This window comes from Tenacibaculum sp. Cn5-46, assembly GCF_022347705.1.
Classification (GTDB): Bacteria; Bacteroidota; Bacteroidia; order Flavobacteriales; family Flavobacteriaceae; genus Polaribacter; species Polaribacter aiptasiae.
In genome coordinates, this window is the sequence record NZ_JAKRGD010000001.1 from 418,993 (window position 1) to 436,134 (window position 17,142).

Below are 17,142 nucleotides of genomic sequence, written 5' to 3' on the forward strand. Positions count from 1 at the left end.
GCGATTTGCCTAAGGATATAAAAAGAAAAGCCCATCGAAATTTCAATGGGCTTTAAATTGATTAGTTGTAGCTAAATATTTTTAAATCTTTTCCTTTTGAAAAATAAATCTTTTTCGCTGGCTTGTCTATTTTGTATTTAGGTTTGTTAACTCCAAATTCGTAAGTCTGAATTGTTTCTCCAGAGTCTTTGTTTACTTGAATTAATAACTTTTTACCATCTTTCTTACCATAGAAAAAAGCATTGTTTTTTGTAGCTTTAAATGCATTATGTCTTTCTCCATCCCACATATTTTGAGCTACCTTGTATACTTCAGTACCTAAAGCATGTTGTTTCATACCTTTGTTGTAGTAGTGGTCTCCGTGTTTTTCTAGATTTTGACTATTAACAAATGTATTTGTTTCTTTCAGGGTATATCCTGCTCCAGCATTCATTGCACCTATTCCTGCTATAGTAGCTCCACCAAAAGCAGTTACAATTGCCCCTGCATTTTTTAAATGACGTAAACCTTCTCCTGGTTGTTTAAAGTATTCTTTTTTAACAAGGTTTCCTTCAAGATTTACCATTGCATATTCCCAGTTTCCATTGATGAAATATCCGTTATCTCTTGCTTCAATAAGGTTAATATCATTTTTGTTATGAAAATCAATCTTTTTTACTTGGTCTTTACCAAGTCCTTTGTCTGGGTTTAAAATGTAAAGCTTTTTCTTACTCAAAAGAATTAGGTTATTGTTCTTTTTGTCGAAAGTAAGTTTGTCACTTTTTTCGTCTAGACTTATTTTGTAAACTCGTTTTTTCTTTCCTTTTTCAAAATATTCTATTCTGTAAGGAGTTACAAATATAGTTCCTTTGTCATAAGAAAATGTTGTAAACTCTTCTTCATCGTCTACATCGAAATCTACATTTTTGATTACTCTTTGAGGCTTTTTCCATATTTTTTTACCATTGTTGTCTACTAAATGCTTTTTGTTTTTGTAGTAAACTATATAACCTTCATCGGTTTTTTCAACACCTTTTACTTTTTTTCTCTTAAATTCTTTTTTCCAAGCTTCTTTACCTGTGTGATAATCGTATAATTTAGCTCCGTCTTTGTGGATTAAGAAAAGTTTTCCATCTACAAATTGATAATCTACGAAACCTTCGTCAAGTTTGATGGCTTTTTTCCATACTTCTTTACCTGTATTAACATCAAAAGCAATTAATTCTTTACCAATAACTTTTTTTCCTATTAGAGAAAGTCCCATGGTAAATCCTGCTTTTATAGCTCCTCCAATTAATGAGCTGCTTTTGTTTTCAACAGCAATTAAAGATTTGTTATCTTCTGTAAAGAATAATTTTCCTGCATCATATTTTTCTGAAACAATAATAGCTCCATCTTCTTTATTTACTAGGAATACTGTTTTTCCTGCTGAAAAAGCTATTCGATTATCATTTTGTACAAAATTACTTATAGATGCTCCTCCTGATAATAAGGTACCTAGTTTTTTGTTAGTTTTAATTGTGTTTTCCCAAAGGATGTTATCGTTTTCTATACTTACTAAGAAGAGTTTAGCTGCAGTTTTATCAGTTTTAGCGAAAAATAAAATAGCATTTTTCCCGAATACAAAATTGTTGGAAAATATACCTTTATAACCATTAGTTTTTTCGTCTATAATTTTATGACCAGTTTTAATGTTGAAAATTGTTTGACCAAATTTACCGAAAGGAGATAATGCTACTTCAGTAAAAGAAGATCCACCGTCTTGTCCTAAAGAATTAAGGCTTTTAATAAAACCTGTTTCTTTAAATTCCCATATTTTTTTTCCTGTTTCTCCATCAACTCCGTATACTCCTCCATCTGTTGTTGCAACGGCTATTCCAGTTAAATTGTGTAGGTAAACATCATTAATACTGCTGTCTAATGTAAGTGAGTAATCTGGTTCTTTTTGAGCATGTCCTAAAAAAGAGGTTAGGAACAATAAAATAAGTAATCTTGTTTTCATAATCTTTTTAATGTTGATAATTTCTTTTTAATAATTGAGTTCCGAAAATAAAAAAAAGAACTTCACTCATCAGAGTAAAGTTCTTTTTTTATTAAGATTTTTTTAACAAATAATTCTTATCTAAAGCTAAAAGCTATTCCAGCATTAACAGTGTTGTAATCTTGTAAAGAATAACTACCAAAAAGCTTGAAGAATCCTAAGCTAATTCTTGCTCCTATAGTAGTGTTAAAACTACTTGATTTAAATTCTAAGCTAGGTGGGGTTAGGGCTACTGATTCAGTCCCTCCGGCGTGATTAAATGTACCTGTGTATGTTCCAGCCATTCTTAAATCTGCATTACCGGTGTTGTATCCTATACCTCCAAATACATTAATTATAGGGAAGTTTAAAGAAGCGATTGCTTGAAAAGAAAAAGCTGATAAACCAAATTCTCCTGCACCGTTTTGAACCGTTAAAGCACCGGTAGTTTGGCTTCCAAAACCGTATTTTACATCTAAATTAGTATAAGCAGCTAATAAAGAAACGTGTAATGGTAATTTGTCTAAAGGTCCAAACCAGCTAGTTATTTCTTTCTTAAGTCCTATACCGAACATATTTATTTTTCCTCCATCATCACCAAATTTTGTTTCAGGAAAGAAACGAGCCATAACTTCAAATTTGTATGGTAATCCTAAACCTACTTGTACTGCAGGTGCTGGTACTGCTTTTAAAGGAAGGTCTCCAATGATTCCTCCTGGTAATTCAAAATCAGCAGTAACAACTTGTGGGGTTCCTCCGACATCTATAGTTCTAGTAACTGTAAAATTAGTGGGAGAGTCTGGTCCAGCAAAAGTTGAAGCAGTTGTCGATGTTGATGTAATTGAAGATCCAGGTCCTAAGGCTTGTTGAATATTAAAAGTTTCTTTTTCAGAACCAATAAAACTTCCATTTAATCCAATGGTGATATCGAAACCAAATTTTTTATGAACCTTTGCTGTATGATACCATCCTGAATTCATACTATTTATTAAACCTTCCATACCTGGATTGAAATATGCTTGGATAAGATTTCCTGCATCTTTTGTGCTACCTAAAATAGCTTGCTCAAAACCATCTTGAGCTTTTGCACTAAAAACTAAGCTGAAAACTGTTAAAAGGGATAAAGTAATTTTTTTCATGTTACTAAGTTGTTAATTAGGTAACAAATGTATAAAAAAGAGAATACTATTATGATTAAAATAAAAAAACTCAACCATTTTGGTTGAGTTTTTAATTTATAATATTTTAAAAATTCTAAGCATCAATATTAGCGTACTTAGCATTCTTTTCAATAAAATCTCTACGAGGAGGAACTTCGTCACCCATTAACATAGAGAATACTCTGTCGGCTTCAGCAGCGTTGTCAACAACAACTTGACGAAGTGTTCTAAACTCTGGGTTCATAGTAGTGTCCCATAATTGTTCGGCATTCATCTCTCCAAGACCCTTATAACGTTGGATATTAACACCACCACCCATTTTCTGAGCGATTAAATCACGTTGGTTGTCATCCCATGCGTACTCACGTTTTTGTCCTTTTTTAACTAGGTATAAAGGTGGAGTAGCAATGTAAATGTAACCTTGTTCTACCATATCTCTCATGTATCGGAAGAAGAAAGTTAGAATTAAGGTAGCAATATGAGATCCATCGACATCGGCATCACACATAATAACTACTTTGTGGTAACGTAATTTTGATAAGTTTAAAGCTCTAGGGTCTTCTTCTGTTCCGATAGTAATACCTAGTGCAGTAAACATGTTTTTGATTTCTTCGTTTTCAAAAACTTTGTGTTGCATTGCTTTCTCAACATTTAAGATTTTACCTCTTAAAGGAAGAATTGCTTGGAAATTACGATCACGTCCTTGTTTTGCAGTACCACCTGCCGAATCTCCCTCGACAAGGAAAATTTCACATTGAGCAGGATCTGTTTCAGAGCAGTCAGATAATTTACCAGGTAAACCACCAATGCTCATTACAGTTTTACGTTGTACCATTTCACGAGCTTTTCTAGCTGCATGACGGGCTTGAGCTGCTAAAATTACTTTTTGAACAATAGTCTTAGCGTCGTTAGGATTTTCTTCTAAGTAATCAGTTAGCATTTCTGAAACTGCTTGTGAAACTGCAGAGGTAACCTCTCTGTTTCCTAACTTAGTTTTAGTTTGCCCTTCGAATTGAGGTTCACCTACTTTTACAGAAATAATAGCGGTAAGTCCTTCGCGGAAGTCATCTCCTGAGATGTCAAACTTTACATTTTTTAATAATCCAGATTCGTCAGCATACTTTTTTAAGGTATGTGTTAATCCACGACGGAAACCTGATAAATGCGTACCTCCTTCGTGAGTATTAATGTTGTTCACATAAGAATGTAAGTTTTCAGAATAAGAAGTATTATATACCATAGCTACTTCAACAGGAATTCCGTTTTTCTCACCTTCCATAGCAATAACACTAGCTGTTAATTGCTCACGGGTAGAGTCTAAATATTTAACAAATTCAGATAAACCTTCTGTAGAATGGAATGTTTCAGCTATAAAGTTTCCTTCATCATCCTTATTACGTTTATCAGTTAAGGTAATAGTAATTCCTTTATTTAAATAAGCTAACTCACGCATACGAGTAGCTAATGTGTCATAGTTGTACTCTGTGGTTTGTTGGAAAATAGATCTATCTGGTAAAAAAGTAACAATAGTTCCAGTAAAATCAGTTTCACCAATAGTTTTTACTGGATATAATGTTTTACCTCTTTCGTATTCTTGTTGCCAAATTTTTCCTTCTTTATGTACTGTAGCAGTTAAGTGGTCTGAAAGTGCGTTAACACAAGATACACCAACACCGTGTAAACCACCAGAAACTTTATATGAATCTTTGTCAAATTTACCACCAGCACCAATTTTAGTCATTACAACTTGTAGTGCAGAAACTCCTTCTTTTTTATGTATTCCCACGGGAATACCACGCCCATTATCACGAACGGTGATAGAATTATCTTCATTAATGTCTACTGAAATAGTATCACAATGACCAGCTAAAGCTTCATCAATAGAATTATCAACTACCTCATAAACTAAATGATGTAAACCACGAACACCAACATCTCCAATATACATCGATGGACGCATTCTTACGTGCTCCATCCCCTCTAGTGCTTGAATACTATCGGCTGAATAATTATGCTTTTTTTCTTCGCTCATTTCTTAGAGTTAAAAATTAATTTGTTTTCTGATTGTTATTCTTTAAGATTCCTAACTGATTAAAATCATATGAGGAACAATATTTAATAACACAAAAAATAACCGCGTTTTGCGATTATTTATCCTTACAAATCTACAGTTTTTAAACTTGATAATAAAGTTTTTAAGCTGTTTTGTTTAAAAAATCATCAAAAATATATTTTATTAGAAAGTCTGTTAAAAGGCTTAAAAATGTGCTTAAAGTTGATAATTGATTTTTTTATTTAATTCTGAAAAACAAAAAGATGAATAAACTCTTAAAAAGAAGATTTTAGTTTGGAGAATATAGATGAGATAATTTAAAAATAGTCAAATAAAGAGAAATTAACTAAAACTTATTAAATAGTTGTGTTTTGGTGAGGATTAGTTAGTTTTTATTGGTTTAAGATTAATTAATTGTAAAAATTTAACATTTTTAACATAATATAATGTAATTTTTGTATGTTTGGTCTCGATATTAATAAATTAAATTTTTAAAAAATGAGAATCCCCCGATTTTTAGTAAAAGCCTTGTTGGCTTCAGTGTTATTAGTGAATTGTACTAATTCAAATGAATTAGATACCCCTAATCAACAAGCAGAGTTAGATGAAGTGAATAAGAAAGAAGTAGCTTTCAAGTTCATTGATTTAATGAAGAATCAAGATTTTATGAACAAAACAGTTAGTATGTTGGAAGCTCAACAGCCTAGTGTTGCGTTATCTAAAATTTTAGATGAAACAAAAAGTATAGTAGGTAATGAGGAAGCTTATAAAAGTTTATCTACTCAAACAACTACTTTAGAAGAAAGAGCAAATGCTGATCTTGCTCCAGAAAAAATTGAAATTTTAGAAGTTTGGATGCATAATCCTAAGAAGAAACTTGATTTTTCAAAAGTGTTATTTTCTTTTGCGCCTGAAGGAGAAGAAAAAAACTGGTCTACAGTAGAAGCTTATACTATTGATAAGAAGTTAGTTCTTTTAGATGCTAAAAAAGCTCCAGAGCAAGCGGTTATTGTAATTGAGACTAATGGTTTTGAGACTTTAAAAAAGGAAGTAGCTTATATGAATAAGTATCTTCAAGAAGAAGGTGTGCAAAATGAAAGACTAACTAAATCTAATATGGATTTTAGCCCAGTGTCACCAAGAAATTCAGGGTTAGAAACTACAAAATTAGATAAGATTAGATTGAATAATGATGAGGAGCCATGGATAAGTGGAGCTGCTGAAGTATATGCTATTACTTCTGGAATTAAAGATGCTGCAAATAAACCTGAAATAAAAGTGATTCCTATGTATTACTTAGATCACGATGGAACTGATTATTATCCAAATCAAATATTATTATTCTGGGATGATTATAAGTATCAAGCAGCAAATATCCAGTTATTTGAAAAGGATGATAATGTAAATTATAAGAGTTTAGTGTCGACTATTGTTAGTGGAGTATTCCAAATAATAGGTACTGTAGCTACACAGCCTTGGGTAAATGTTTTAGGACAAGTTGCTGGTGCAATTATTCAAGCTATGCCAGATCAATGGTATACTAATAATGATGATTATGTAGATTCTTTTTACACTATTGAAAAAAATAAAAACTATAACAATCATTATGGTGCAAGAGGAAATGCAAGGGTAAATTTATCTCCTTTCTTTGTTGCGTCTAATTAAGAATTTAAAAATTAAAATAACAAAGCACTCTGATATGTCAGAGTGCTTTTTTGTTTAAGAAAGTGTTAGTTTTTAAGCTTGTATCGTAAACCAATATTTAAAATGGATGTATAGGGACTCAATTTTTGAGGAAAAATAAAACCAACAGATTCTTGTGTTTTTGCCCCTCCAAGAAGTGAAATTTCTTTAGAGATTGATAAGTGGATTTTGTTGTTCAGTTTATAAATAAAACCAGCGCCTAAGTTGAAATTAAAATATGTTTTATTGTTGTAATCAGGTGTGATATTTTTCACAATTAAAAAACGATCTTCAACTGTAAAATTTAAGGCAATACCAGTGTTAAAGAAGTATTTTATGTTTTTAAAGAAAAAACGATTTTCAAACATGTAATTAAACGGAATGATTATGATTTTTCCTTTGTAAGAGAATGCTTTTTCAGGCGCTCCAAAGAATCCAGCAAATCCTGCTGAAATTTTTGCCTTATGATATTCAATTCCTGTGTTTAAATACTTAATTCGTAATGATAAACTGCTTTTTTTTGATAGAAAATATTCAGCACCAATACCAAAATGAATGTATGTTTTGTTATTAAGATTTTGGTATCCACTTTCTGTTATTAAATATATATCTTTTTTTTGTTGAGAAAAAGAAGTGGTTATGAATAAAATAAAGGGTAATAGGATTGTTTTTTGAGTTTTCATGGCTTATTTTTTAGTTGATAAATGAGGGGTGATCTGTCTTTTTGATTGGTTTTGAAATAGGATTAAAATGTGAATAAAATTTTTGGAATGATACCGGAAGCTCCAATGTCTTCTCTTAAGGCACCTTCTACTTTATAAGGAGAGTATTGAAGATTTAAGCTAAAAGTGATTTTTGTTTTGCGACTGAATTGATGATGCCAATTAACTCCAGGGCTGATTAATAAGGAGGAAACCATTTCATATTTTTCTTCATCTTTTCTTCCAGTGTATGAGGGGTTTCTGGCGTCAGTTCTTATAGTAGAACCACCAATTCCTAATGATATGTCTATTGTAGAATTATGTTTACTGTATAATTTCTTTTTTAGGTTGATAAAAAGATTGATCATCATTTTGCTTTTAACTTGCAGGGTATCAATAGTTCTTAAGTACAAGAAGTTTTGTTTTTGATTAGGAATCACAAATTGAAGTGCAAGCTCAATAGATTTTTCTTCTTTAATAGGAAAGTTTGCGTTTAATTCAATAAGAGGAGCTACTCCAAAATAAGTATTTAAATTTCCTTGCGGAATAAACAAACCACCACCTACTTTGAATACAATTCTTTCTAGGTAATTAGAAGAATCTTTATTTTGTGATTCTGAATCTAATCTAGTTTTTAAAGAGTCTTTTTTTACTTGACTTATACATGAAATTGTAATAAGTAAGGGTATTATTAAAAGTATTTGTTTCATAAATTTTGAACTTAAGATGTTTCAAAATTATTGTGATTACCACATTTATAGTTGTTTATAAAACAAAAATCAATATTTTTATTTGTGATTATCGCAAATAAAAGTATTGTTATATGTTTCAAGAGATATTATTGCAAAAAATTAAAGAGGGGTTGTCGGAAACTGATTCTCTTAATAGTGAAATAGCTATGGCATTAGATATTAGTTATGATGCAGCGCATAGACGTACGAGCTTGAAAAGTAAGTTTACTTTAGAGGAAAGTGTTTTATTAGCTCGTTATTTTAATTTGTCACTAGATAGCTTGTTTGGTATGTCAAATAGAAATTTTGTCTCAGTACAAAAGACAAAACAAATAACTAATGAAAAAGAGTTACAGTATTATTTTGAGAGTTCATATCAATCCTTGTTGCCTTTGTTAAATGCAGATAAAAGTGAAGTGTATTATTCGGCAAAAGATATCCCTATTTTTTATACACTAACTTCTGGTGTGTTGAGTAATTTTAAATTTTATGTATGGTTAAAACTTCTCGATAAAACTTTTAGGAATAAAAGCTTTGAGAGTTATCATCCAAATTTATCTACATTACAATCGGCAAAAAGACTGGGGGATTTGTATCGTGATTTATCTATTACTGAAATTTGGGATACAACTACAATAAATAGTACATTAAAGCAAATCCATTTTTATTATAAAGCAGGTCAGCTCTCGGTAGAAACAGCAATTGAAATTTGTAAGGAATTAAAACAATTATTAAATGATATTTCATTAAAAGTTGTTTCAAAAAAGAAATCTTTTAAGTTGTATTATAATGAGTTGTTGTTAATGAATAACAATGTGTTAGTTACAACACCTAAACAGCAAAAGTTGTTTGTTCCTAGTTCAATGCTTTCCTATTTTTCAACAAGTGATAAACAAACATGTTTAGAAGCAAAAAAATATTTTAATAAGCAATTGTATCATTCAAAGTTATTAAATACAGCGGGAGAAAAAGAGCAAAATGTGTTTTATCATAAAATGATGGAGAAAGTAAATGCATTACAAAAGCTAATTGAAGCAGAAAATGTTTTAGATTTTGAATAAAAAAATCCCACCAGATGGTAGGATTTTTTCAATTATAAGTTTTAAAATTTATTTAATAAGCATCTTCATGTACAGCTTTAATTGCACGACCTGAAGGTTCGTTTACGTTTTGGAAACTGGCGTCCCAAGCTAATGCAGTAGGTGTGCTACATGCTATTGATGGAACAGAAGGAACTGTTAAAGCTGCCGTTTCACTTGAAAAATGCTCTTCAAATATTGAACGATAATAGTATTCTTCTTTAGCTCTTGGTGTTTGAGTAGGAAAACGATGCTGTGCGTTTTTCATCATTTCATCAGTTACAGCAGTTTCAACTAATTCTTTTAAAGTGTCAATCCAACTGTATCCAACTCCGTCAGAAAATTGTTCTTTTTGTCTCCAAGCAACTTCTTCAGGTAAATAACTTTCAAAGGCTTTACGTAATACCCATTTTTCCATACGTTCTCCGTTAATCATTTTATCTTCAGGGTTAATACGCATTGCTACATCCATAAATTCTTTATCTAAGAAAGGAACACGTCCTTCAATTCCCCAAGCCATTAAGCTTTTGTTAGCGCGAAGGCAATCGTATTGGTACAGTTTATCAAGTTTACGAACAGTTTCTTTGTGGAATTCTTCAGCATTAGGCGCTTTATGGAAGTATAAATATCCTCCAAAAATTTCATCAGCTCCTTCACCAGATAACACCATTTTAATTCCCATAGATTTAATAACTCTTGCCATTAAGTACATTGGAGTAGAGGCGCGGATGGTTGTAATATCGTAGGTTTCTAAGTTATAAATTACATCACGAATAGCATCTAAACCTTCTTGAATAGTGAAGGTAATTTCATGGTGAATTGTATCAATGTGATCAGATACTTTTTTTGCAGCAGCTAAATCTGGTGATCCTTCTAATCCAATAGAAAATGAGTGTAATTGAGGATACCAAGCGTCTTTAGTGTCTCCACTTTCTATACGTTTAGCAGCATACTTTTTAGCAATGGCAGAAGTGATAGAAGAATCTAATCCACCAGAAAGTAAAACTCCGTAAGGAACATCACTCATTAATTGACGGTGAACAGCAGCTTCTAAAGCGTCACGTAGTTCATCAATTGATGTTTGGTTGTCTTTAACAGCTTCGTACTCCATCCAATCTCTAGAGTACCAACGTTGTAAACCGTCTTCACGAGTGTAGTAGTGACCTGGAGGAAATACTTCAATTTTGTTGCAAACTCCTTCTAAAGCTTTTAGTTCAGAAGCTACATAAAAAGTTCCTTTTTTATCCCGCCCCATATATAAAGGAATAATTCCCATATGATCACGGGCAATTAAGTATTCGTCAGTAATAGAGTCATAGATTGCAAAACCAAAAATACCGTTTAATTCATCTAAAAACTCAACGCCTTTTTGTTTATAAAGAGCAATAATAACCTCACAATCAGACTGTGTTAAAAATTTGTGTTTTCCGTTAAATTGTGGGCGTAACTCTTTGTGGTTGTAAATTTCTCCATTAGCAGCTAAGACAAAACGACGATCTTCACTAAATAAAGGTTGTTGTCCAGAAGCCGGATCTACAATAGCCAAACGTTCATGAGCCATAATAGCTTTTTCGTCGCTGTAAATACCGCTCCAGTCTGGACCACGATGTCTAATTTTCTTTGACATTTCTAAGATTTGAGGCCTTAGTTGTTCAGTTTTTTCTTTTAAATCAAATGCACATACAATTCCACACATAGTTTTATATTTTTAATTAGTATCTCGAAATAGAATCGAGAAACATATTTTGTTTTTTCGTTTATTATTTCGATACAAATAACCGAATGATGTTTTTTTTTGAAAACAATATTTGTTATTTGTGTTTTAAATTAAAACTTATAAATGCATATTTATGTTAATATGTAATCGTTTTATAGGTGTTTTGCTTTTTAAACTTACTTTTTTTGATTTTTTAGAAATAAACTGAAATAAAAATTTGGATTTTTAAAAATCTGTTATACATTTGCTTCATAATGATGAAACAATTATTAAATAACTGGTGGTGGAGAACTCATAACTTACGTTAGTGAGACCATACCGTTATATCCATAATACAACGAAAAGGCTTATCTCATGATAAGCCTTTTTTTTTTATAATAAAATTAAAAATGAATAAAATAAAGTTTACAACAATATCTAAACAACAATTAGCAGATACAATTACTCCTGTAAGTTTGTATTTAAAAACAAGAGATAAATATGCAAATAGTTTATTGTTAGAAAGTTCAGATTATCATAGTAAAGAGAATAGTTACTCATTTTTATGTATTGAGCCTTTAATAACAATTAAAGCAGAAGGAAATGATATTTCATTTTCATATCAAAAAAAGGAGTTAGAAAGAAAGGCTATAGATCGTAATTTTTATGATTATTTTGATAATTATAGTAGTTTGATAGATGTTGATTGTACTGAAGAAGTCAAATCGTTTAATGGCTTATATGGATATACAACTTTTGATGCTGTTCAATATTTTGAAACTATAAAATTGAATTCAAAAAAAGCACCATCAGAAATACCTATGTTGCAGTATAGTTTCTTTCGATTTATAATTGCAATTAATCATTTTAAAAATGAAATGATTTTAATAGAGAATATTCCAGAAGGAGAAGAATCTCGATTATCAGAAATCTCGAATTTGGCTAATTCACAATCCTTTGCAAAATATCAATTCAATTTTGAAGGAAGTGAAACTTCTAATATTACAGATGAAGACTTTAAAAATAGTGTAACAAAAGCCAAAGAACATTGTAAAAGAGGAGATGTGTTTCAATTGGTGTTATCACGTCAGTTTCAACAAAAATTTAAAGGAGATGAGTTCAATGTATATAGAGCATTACGATCTATAAATCCATCACCGTATTTGTTTTATTTCGATTATGGAAGTTTTAAATTGATGGGTTCATCGCCTGAAGCTCAGATAAAAATTAATGCAAAAGAAGCTATTATAAATCCAATTGCAGGAACATTTAGAAGAACGGGAGACGATGCAAAAGATACTGAGTTGGCAAAAGAATTAGCAAACGATCCTAAGGAAAATGCAGAACATGTAATGTTGGTAGATTTAGCTAGAAACGATTTAAGTAAGCACGCTACAAATGTTACAGTAGAAACCTATAAAGAAGTGCAGTATTTTAGTCATGTAATTCATTTGGTGTCTACAGTTACTGGGAAAATTACTGGAAATCCAATAGAAATTGTAGGAGATACTTTTCCTGCAGGAACTCTAAGTGGTGCTCCAAAATATAAAGCAATGGAGTTGATAGATACATATGAAAATCAAACACGTGGATTTTATGGAGGTTGTGTTGGATTTATTGGACTAAATGGAGATGTAAATCAGGCCATTGCAATACGTTCGTTTGTAAGTAAAAACAATACGTTGTTTTATCAAGCAGGGGCAGGAATAGTTATCAACTCGAAAGAAGAAAATGAGTTGCAGGAAGTAAATAACAAATTGGCAGCATTAAAGAAAGCTTTAGTGTTAGCAGAAGAAATATAAAACAAAGAGAAGAATTGAGAGATGAGATTCCTAATCTTACTATTGAGTCTTTAATATACAACATAGAAAAATGAAAATATTAATATTAGATAATTACGATTCGTTTACCTATAACTTGGTACACTATGTAGAAGATATAACTGGAGAATTACCTGACGTTTATCGTAATGATGAAATTTCAATTGATGAAATTAAAAATTACGATGCTATTATTTTATCGCCAGGTCCTGGAATTCCAGATGAGGCAGGTATTTTAAAAGAAACGATTAAAACTTACGCAGGAAAGATTCCGATTTTTGGAGTGTGTTTAGGTTTACAGGCAATCACAGAAGTTTTTGGTGGTGAATTAGAAAACTTAAATGATGTATTTCATGGAGTAGCTACAGAGATGAAAGTTTTAAAGGATGATTGTATTACTTTTAAAGATATTCCAGAAACATTTGAAGCAGCACGATACCATTCATGGATTGCTTCGCATACAAATTTTCCAGAAGAATTAGAAATAACAGCTATTGATGATAACGAAAGTATAATGGCATTGCGTCACAAAGTACATCATTTAGAAGCAGTGCAATTTCATCCAGAAAGTATCTTAACACCAGAAGGGAAAAAGATGATTCAAAATTTTATTAATTCAGTTGAAAGTCTAAAGCTTCAAGCTTAAAGCCATTGAAATGAAAAAAATATTAAATACGCTTTTCGAACAAAAACGATTGACTAAAGAACAATCAAAAGAAGTACTTATAAATATAGCCCAAGAAAAATATAATGCGTCTCAAATAGCTGCATTTATTACAGTATTTTTGATGCGTCCAGTTTCTGTAGATGAATTATCTGGATTTAGAGAAGCTTTATTGGAGTTAGCCATAAAAGTTGATTTATCAGATTTTAATACTATTGATTTATGTGGTACAGGAGGAGATGGGAAAAATACATTTAACATTTCAACTCTAACTTCATTTATTGTTGCAGGAACAGGAAACAAAGTGGCCAAACATGGTAATTATGGAGTGTCGTCTGCTTCTGGATCATCAAATATGTTGGAGTTTTTAGGATACCAATTTACTAATGATGAATCAGTATTAAAACGACAGTTAGATGAAGCAAATATTTGCTTTTTACATGCTCCATTATTCCATCCAGCAATGAAAGTGGTAGCTCCTATACGAAGAGAATTGGGAGTAAAAACGTTTTTTAATATGTTAGGTCCTTTGGTAAACCCTAGTGCGCCACAAAATCAATTAGTAGGGGTGTTCAATTTAGAGGTTGCTAGAGTATATAATTATATGTTGCAACAGTCTAGTGTAAATTACGGAGTGGTACATGCATTAGATGGTTATGATGAAATTTCGTTAACGGGTGATTTCAAATTGTTTACAAAAGAGGCGGAACAACAAATTTCGCCATCAGATTTAGGTCAAAAACAAATATTACAATCGGATATTTTTGGAGGAGACACAGTAGCAGAAGCAGCGAAAATATTTGTAGATATTATTAACGGAAAAGGAACAGAACAACAAAATAATGTAGTGTTAACAAATACGGCATTTGCATTAAAAACATTTGATAAAAATAAAAGTTTTGAAATTGCTTTTGAAGAAGCAAAAGATTCATTGTTTGGATTAAAAGCGAAAAAATCATTAGAAAAACTAGTAAGTTAAAATGACAATTTTAGATAAAATAATAGCGTTTAAAAAAACAGAAGTAGCAAAAATAAAAGCTGAAGTTCCTGTTAAGAAGTTGGTGGAGAGTCCAAACTTTAAAAATTCATCATTTTCATTAAAAAAATCTTTATTACAAGTTGGTTCAACAGGAATCATTGCTGAGTTCAAACGTCAATCGCCGTCAAAAGGAATTATAAATGATAAGGCTACAGTTGTAGAAGTTACAGAAGGGTATTTAGATGCTAATGTAGCAGCGCAATCTATTCTAACCGATACTTCGTTTTTTGGAGGTTCTATGGCGGATTTATTAGAAGCTAGAACAGTAAATCAAGTAAAACCAATTTTAAGAAAAGATTTTATTGTAGATGGTTTTCAAATTGTAGAAGCTAAAGCTATTGGAGCGGATGTGGTATTGTTGATAGCTGCTTGTTTAACCAAACAAGAATTGAAAAACTATGGACAGTTAGCATCAGATTTAGGTTTGGAAGTTTTATATGAGGTGCATACACAAGAAGATTTAGATAAAATAAATGATTTAGATAATAAGATTATTGGTATTAATAATCGGAACCTTAAAACTTTCGAGGTTGACTTAGAACATTCGATAAAGTTAGCAGGTCAAATTCCAGATACAGCTCTAAAAGTTTCAGAAAGTGGAATTTCAGATCCAAGAATTATTACTGGATTAAAAGAGCATGGGTTTCAAGGTTTCTTAATAGGAGAAAACTTCATGAAAACAGAAAACCCAGGTGAGGCGTGTAAAGAGTTTATCAGCCAAATTAGATAAGGTATGAAACTGAAAGTATGTGGAATGAAATATGTAGAAAATATCCAACAAGTAGCAGGTTTGCAGCCAGACTATTTAGGATTCATTTTTTACGATAAATCAAAAAGAAATTTTGAAGGAATTATTCCACAATTACCTAAAGGGATTAAGAAAACTGGGGTTTTTGTAAATGAGTATTTAGAAATAGTAATTTCTCTTGTTGAAGAATATAAGCTAGAAGCAGTTCAGTTACATGGAGATGAATCAGTAACTTATATTGAAAGTTTAAAAGAGCATTTACCAAAAATTGAACTTATTAAAGTTTTTGGAATTAAAGACGAATTTGACTTTGAAATACTAAAACCATACGAGGCAGTTGTTGATTACTTCTTGTTTGATACTAAAGGAAAAGAAAGAGGAGGTAATGGAGTTACATTCGATTGGTCGATCTTAAAAAATTACAATTCAACAAAACCGTTTTTTTTAAGCGGAGGTATTGGATTGGAAGAAATAAAAGAAGTACAAAATATTATTAAAACAGATTTACCAATTTATGCACTAGACGTAAATAGTAAGTTTGAAAAAGAAGCTGGTTTAAAATCGGTAAAAAAAATAAAGAAATTTAAAAATGAAATTTCAACCAACTAAAGAAGGATATTACGGACAGTTTGGAGGAGCATTTATTCCAGAATTATTACATCCAAACGTAAAAGAGTTAGAAGATAATTATTTGAAGATTCTTAGTTCAGAGGCTTTTCAAAAAGAATATAAAGATTTGTTGCAACATTACGTTGGAAGACCAAGTCCATTATATTTAGCAAAACGATTGTCTGAAAAATATGGAGCTACTATTTATTTAAAACGCGAAGATTTAAACCATACTGGAGCTCATAAAGTGAATAATACTATAGGACAAATTTTGGTAGCAAAGCACTTAGGAAAAACTAAAATTATAGCTGAAACTGGAGCAGGACAGCATGGTGTTGCAACAGCTACAGTATGTGCTTTAATGGATTTAGAATGTGTGGTTTTTATGGGAGAAACCGATATTAAGCGCCAAGCTCCGAATGTAGCTCGTATGAAAATGTTAGGAGCAAAAGTAGTTCCAGCTACTAGTGGTAGTAAAACATTAAAAGATGCAACCAATGAAGCAATTCGTTATTGGATTCAAAACCCAGAAACGTATTATCTAATAGGGTCTGTAGTTGGTCCACACCCGTATCCAGACATGGTAGCACGTTTGCAAGCGGTGATTTCAGAAGAAATGAAAGCCCAATTAAAAGAACAAACAGGAAAAGAAAATCCAGATACAGTAATAGCTTGTGTTGGAGGAGGGTCAAATGCAGCTGGAGCTTTTTATCATTATTTAGATGATGAAGAAGTGGAACTAATAGCAGTAGAAGCAGCAGGTTTAGGAGTTAATTCAGGAGAAAGTGCAGCAACTTCACAATTAGGAGAGGTTGGAGTAATACATGGAAGTAAAACAATTTTGATGCAAGATGAATATGGTCAAATAGTGGAACCTTATTCTATTTCAGCAGGATTAGATTATCCTGGAGTTGGTCCTTTGCATGCATATTTACATGAAACAAGCAGGGCTAAGTTTATGAATGCAACCGATAAAGAAGCGTTAGAAGCAGCCTATGAGTTAACAAAAATTGAAGGAATTATTCCTGCATTAGAAAGTGCACATGCCTTAGCTGTTTTACCTAAAATGGATTTGAAAAAAGAACAAACCATTATTATTAATTTATCAGGTAGAGGTGATAAAGATTTAGAAACTTATATTAAGCATTTAGAGGAGTAAT

Annotated in this window: 14 protein-coding genes; 8 read left to right on the forward strand and 6 right to left on the reverse strand. The window is 31.3% G+C overall.

Annotated features, from left to right (window positions below):
* Nucleotides 1–61: 61 nt before the first annotated feature.
* From MHN29_RS01870 to gyrB, 3 genes are all read right to left on the reverse strand, one after another.
* Nucleotides 62–1,981, reverse strand: a complete 1,920-nt coding sequence (locus MHN29_RS01870; RefSeq protein WP_235273293.1) for a PQQ-binding-like beta-propeller repeat protein — start codon at nucleotides 1,979–1,981, stop codon at nucleotides 62–64.
* A gap of 116 nt (nucleotides 1,982–2,097) precedes the next feature.
* On the reverse strand, nucleotides 2,098–3,138 hold the full coding sequence (locus MHN29_RS01875; protein ID WP_235273292.1) for a DUF6588 family protein: 1,041 nt from the start codon (nucleotides 3,136–3,138) through the stop codon (nucleotides 2,098–2,100).
* 115 nt (nucleotides 3,139–3,253) lie between these two features.
* Nucleotides 3,254–5,191 (reverse strand): DNA topoisomerase (ATP-hydrolyzing) subunit B, encoded by a 1,938-nt coding sequence (gene gyrB, locus MHN29_RS01880; RefSeq protein ID WP_150900478.1) that lies wholly within the window; start codon nucleotides 5,189–5,191, stop codon nucleotides 3,254–3,256.
* A gap of 519 nt (nucleotides 5,192–5,710) precedes the next feature.
* On the opposite strand from gyrB, the gene MHN29_RS01885 reads away from it, so the two are divergent.
* Nucleotides 5,711–6,877 (forward strand): DUF3103 family protein, encoded by a 1,167-nt coding sequence (locus MHN29_RS01885; protein WP_235273290.1) that lies wholly within the window; start codon nucleotides 5,711–5,713, stop codon nucleotides 6,875–6,877.
* Between the two features lie 65 nt (nucleotides 6,878–6,942).
* Here MHN29_RS01885 and MHN29_RS01890 read toward each other — a convergent pair whose 3' ends face one another.
* Both MHN29_RS01890 and MHN29_RS01895 read right to left on the reverse strand, forming a co-directional pair.
* Nucleotides 6,943–7,578 (reverse strand): hypothetical protein, encoded by a 636-nt coding sequence (locus tag MHN29_RS01890; RefSeq protein ID WP_235273289.1) that lies wholly within the window; start codon nucleotides 7,576–7,578, stop codon nucleotides 6,943–6,945.
* Nucleotides 7,579–7,640: 62 nt separating this feature from the next.
* Nucleotides 7,641–8,306 carry a hypothetical protein gene (locus tag MHN29_RS01895; RefSeq protein WP_235273288.1) on the reverse strand — a complete coding sequence of 222 codons (666 nt, stop codon included), beginning with the start codon at nucleotides 8,304–8,306 and terminating at the stop codon, nucleotides 7,641–7,643.
* 113 nt (nucleotides 8,307–8,419) lie between these two features.
* On the opposite strand from MHN29_RS01895, the gene MHN29_RS01900 reads away from it, so the two are divergent.
* Entirely contained in the window at nucleotides 8,420–9,388 is a 969-nt protein-coding gene (locus MHN29_RS01900) for a hypothetical protein (RefSeq protein WP_235273287.1), read from the forward strand.
* A 52-nt stretch (nucleotides 9,389–9,440) separates the two neighbouring features.
* Here MHN29_RS01900 and asnB read toward each other — a convergent pair whose 3' ends face one another.
* Nucleotides 9,441–11,102, reverse strand: coding sequence for an asparagine synthase B (gene asnB / locus MHN29_RS01905; RefSeq protein ID WP_235273286.1), 1,662 nt, complete (start codon nucleotides 11,100–11,102; stop codon nucleotides 9,441–9,443).
* Nucleotides 11,103–11,512: 410 nt separating this feature from the next.
* Between asnB and MHN29_RS01910 the strand changes: the two genes are divergently transcribed.
* The 6 genes from MHN29_RS01910 (at nucleotide 11,513) to trpB (ending at nucleotide 17,141) form a co-directional block, all read left to right on the forward strand.
* On the forward strand, nucleotides 11,513–12,904 hold the full coding sequence (locus MHN29_RS01910; RefSeq protein WP_235273285.1) for an anthranilate synthase component I family protein: 1,392 nt from the start codon (nucleotides 11,513–11,515) through the stop codon (nucleotides 12,902–12,904).
* A 70-nt stretch (nucleotides 12,905–12,974) separates the two neighbouring features.
* The gene (locus MHN29_RS01915) at nucleotides 12,975–13,568 is read left to right on the forward strand and encodes an aminodeoxychorismate/anthranilate synthase component II (RefSeq protein ID WP_235273284.1); all 594 of its coding nucleotides are present in this window, start codon (nucleotides 12,975–12,977) and stop codon (nucleotides 13,566–13,568) included.
* 10 nt (nucleotides 13,569–13,578) lie between these two features.
* Nucleotides 13,579–14,565, forward strand: coding sequence for an anthranilate phosphoribosyltransferase (gene trpD, locus MHN29_RS01920; protein WP_235273283.1), 987 nt, complete (start codon nucleotides 13,579–13,581; stop codon nucleotides 14,563–14,565).
* A gap of 1 nt (nucleotide 14,566) precedes the next feature.
* The gene (gene trpC / locus MHN29_RS01925) at nucleotides 14,567–15,355 is read left to right on the forward strand and encodes an indole-3-glycerol phosphate synthase TrpC (protein ID WP_150900469.1); all 789 of its coding nucleotides are present in this window, start codon (nucleotides 14,567–14,569) and stop codon (nucleotides 15,353–15,355) included.
* Nucleotides 15,356–15,358: 3 nt separating this feature from the next.
* Nucleotides 15,359–15,982 (forward strand): phosphoribosylanthranilate isomerase, encoded by a 624-nt coding sequence (locus tag MHN29_RS01930; protein ID WP_235273282.1) that lies wholly within the window; start codon nucleotides 15,359–15,361, stop codon nucleotides 15,980–15,982.
* The gene (gene trpB, locus MHN29_RS01935; protein ID WP_150900468.1) at nucleotides 15,963–17,141 is read left to right on the forward strand and encodes a tryptophan synthase subunit beta; all 1,179 of its coding nucleotides are present in this window, start codon (nucleotides 15,963–15,965) and stop codon (nucleotides 17,139–17,141) included. Before MHN29_RS01930 ends, trpB begins: the two co-directional genes overlap by 20 nt.
* The last annotated feature ends 1 nt before the right edge of the window (nucleotide 17,142 follow it).

Excerpts from the sequence above, each read along its gene's own strand:
- MHN29_RS01870 (WP_235273293.1), bottom strand. The coding sequence starts at position 1,981 with ATGAAAACAAGATTACTTATTTTATTGTTCCTAACCTCTTTTTTAGGA.
- MHN29_RS01875 (WP_235273292.1), bottom strand. The coding sequence starts at position 3,138 with ATGAAAAAAATTACTTTATCCCTTTTAACAGTTTTCAGCTTAGTTTTT.
- gyrB (WP_150900478.1), bottom strand. The coding sequence starts at position 5,191 with ATGAGCGAAGAAAAAAAGCATAATTATTCAGCCGATAGTATTCAAGCA.
- MHN29_RS01885 (WP_235273290.1), top strand. The coding sequence starts at position 5,711 with ATGAGAATCCCCCGATTTTTAGTAAAAGCCTTGTTGGCTTCAGTGTTA.
- MHN29_RS01890 (WP_235273289.1), bottom strand. The coding sequence starts at position 7,578 with ATGAAAACTCAAAAAACAATCCTATTACCCTTTATTTTATTCATAACC.
- MHN29_RS01895 (WP_235273288.1), bottom strand. The coding sequence starts at position 8,306 with ATGAAACAAATACTTTTAATAATACCCTTACTTATTACAATTTCATGT.
- MHN29_RS01900 (WP_235273287.1), top strand. The coding sequence starts at position 8,420 with ATGTTTCAAGAGATATTATTGCAAAAAATTAAAGAGGGGTTGTCGGAA.
- asnB (WP_235273286.1), bottom strand. The coding sequence starts at position 11,102 with ATGTGTGGAATTGTATGTGCATTTGATTTAAAAGAAAAAACTGAACAA.
- MHN29_RS01910 (WP_235273285.1), top strand. The coding sequence starts at position 11,513 with ATGAATAAAATAAAGTTTACAACAATATCTAAACAACAATTAGCAGAT.
- MHN29_RS01915 (WP_235273284.1), top strand. The coding sequence starts at position 12,975 with ATGAAAATATTAATATTAGATAATTACGATTCGTTTACCTATAACTTG.
- trpD (WP_235273283.1), top strand. The coding sequence starts at position 13,579 with ATGAAAAAAATATTAAATACGCTTTTCGAACAAAAACGATTGACTAAA.
- trpC (WP_150900469.1), top strand. The coding sequence starts at position 14,567 with ATGACAATTTTAGATAAAATAATAGCGTTTAAAAAAACAGAAGTAGCA.
- MHN29_RS01930 (WP_235273282.1), top strand. The coding sequence starts at position 15,359 with ATGAAACTGAAAGTATGTGGAATGAAATATGTAGAAAATATCCAACAA.
- trpB (WP_150900468.1), top strand. The coding sequence starts at position 15,963 with ATGAAATTTCAACCAACTAAAGAAGGATATTACGGACAGTTTGGAGGA.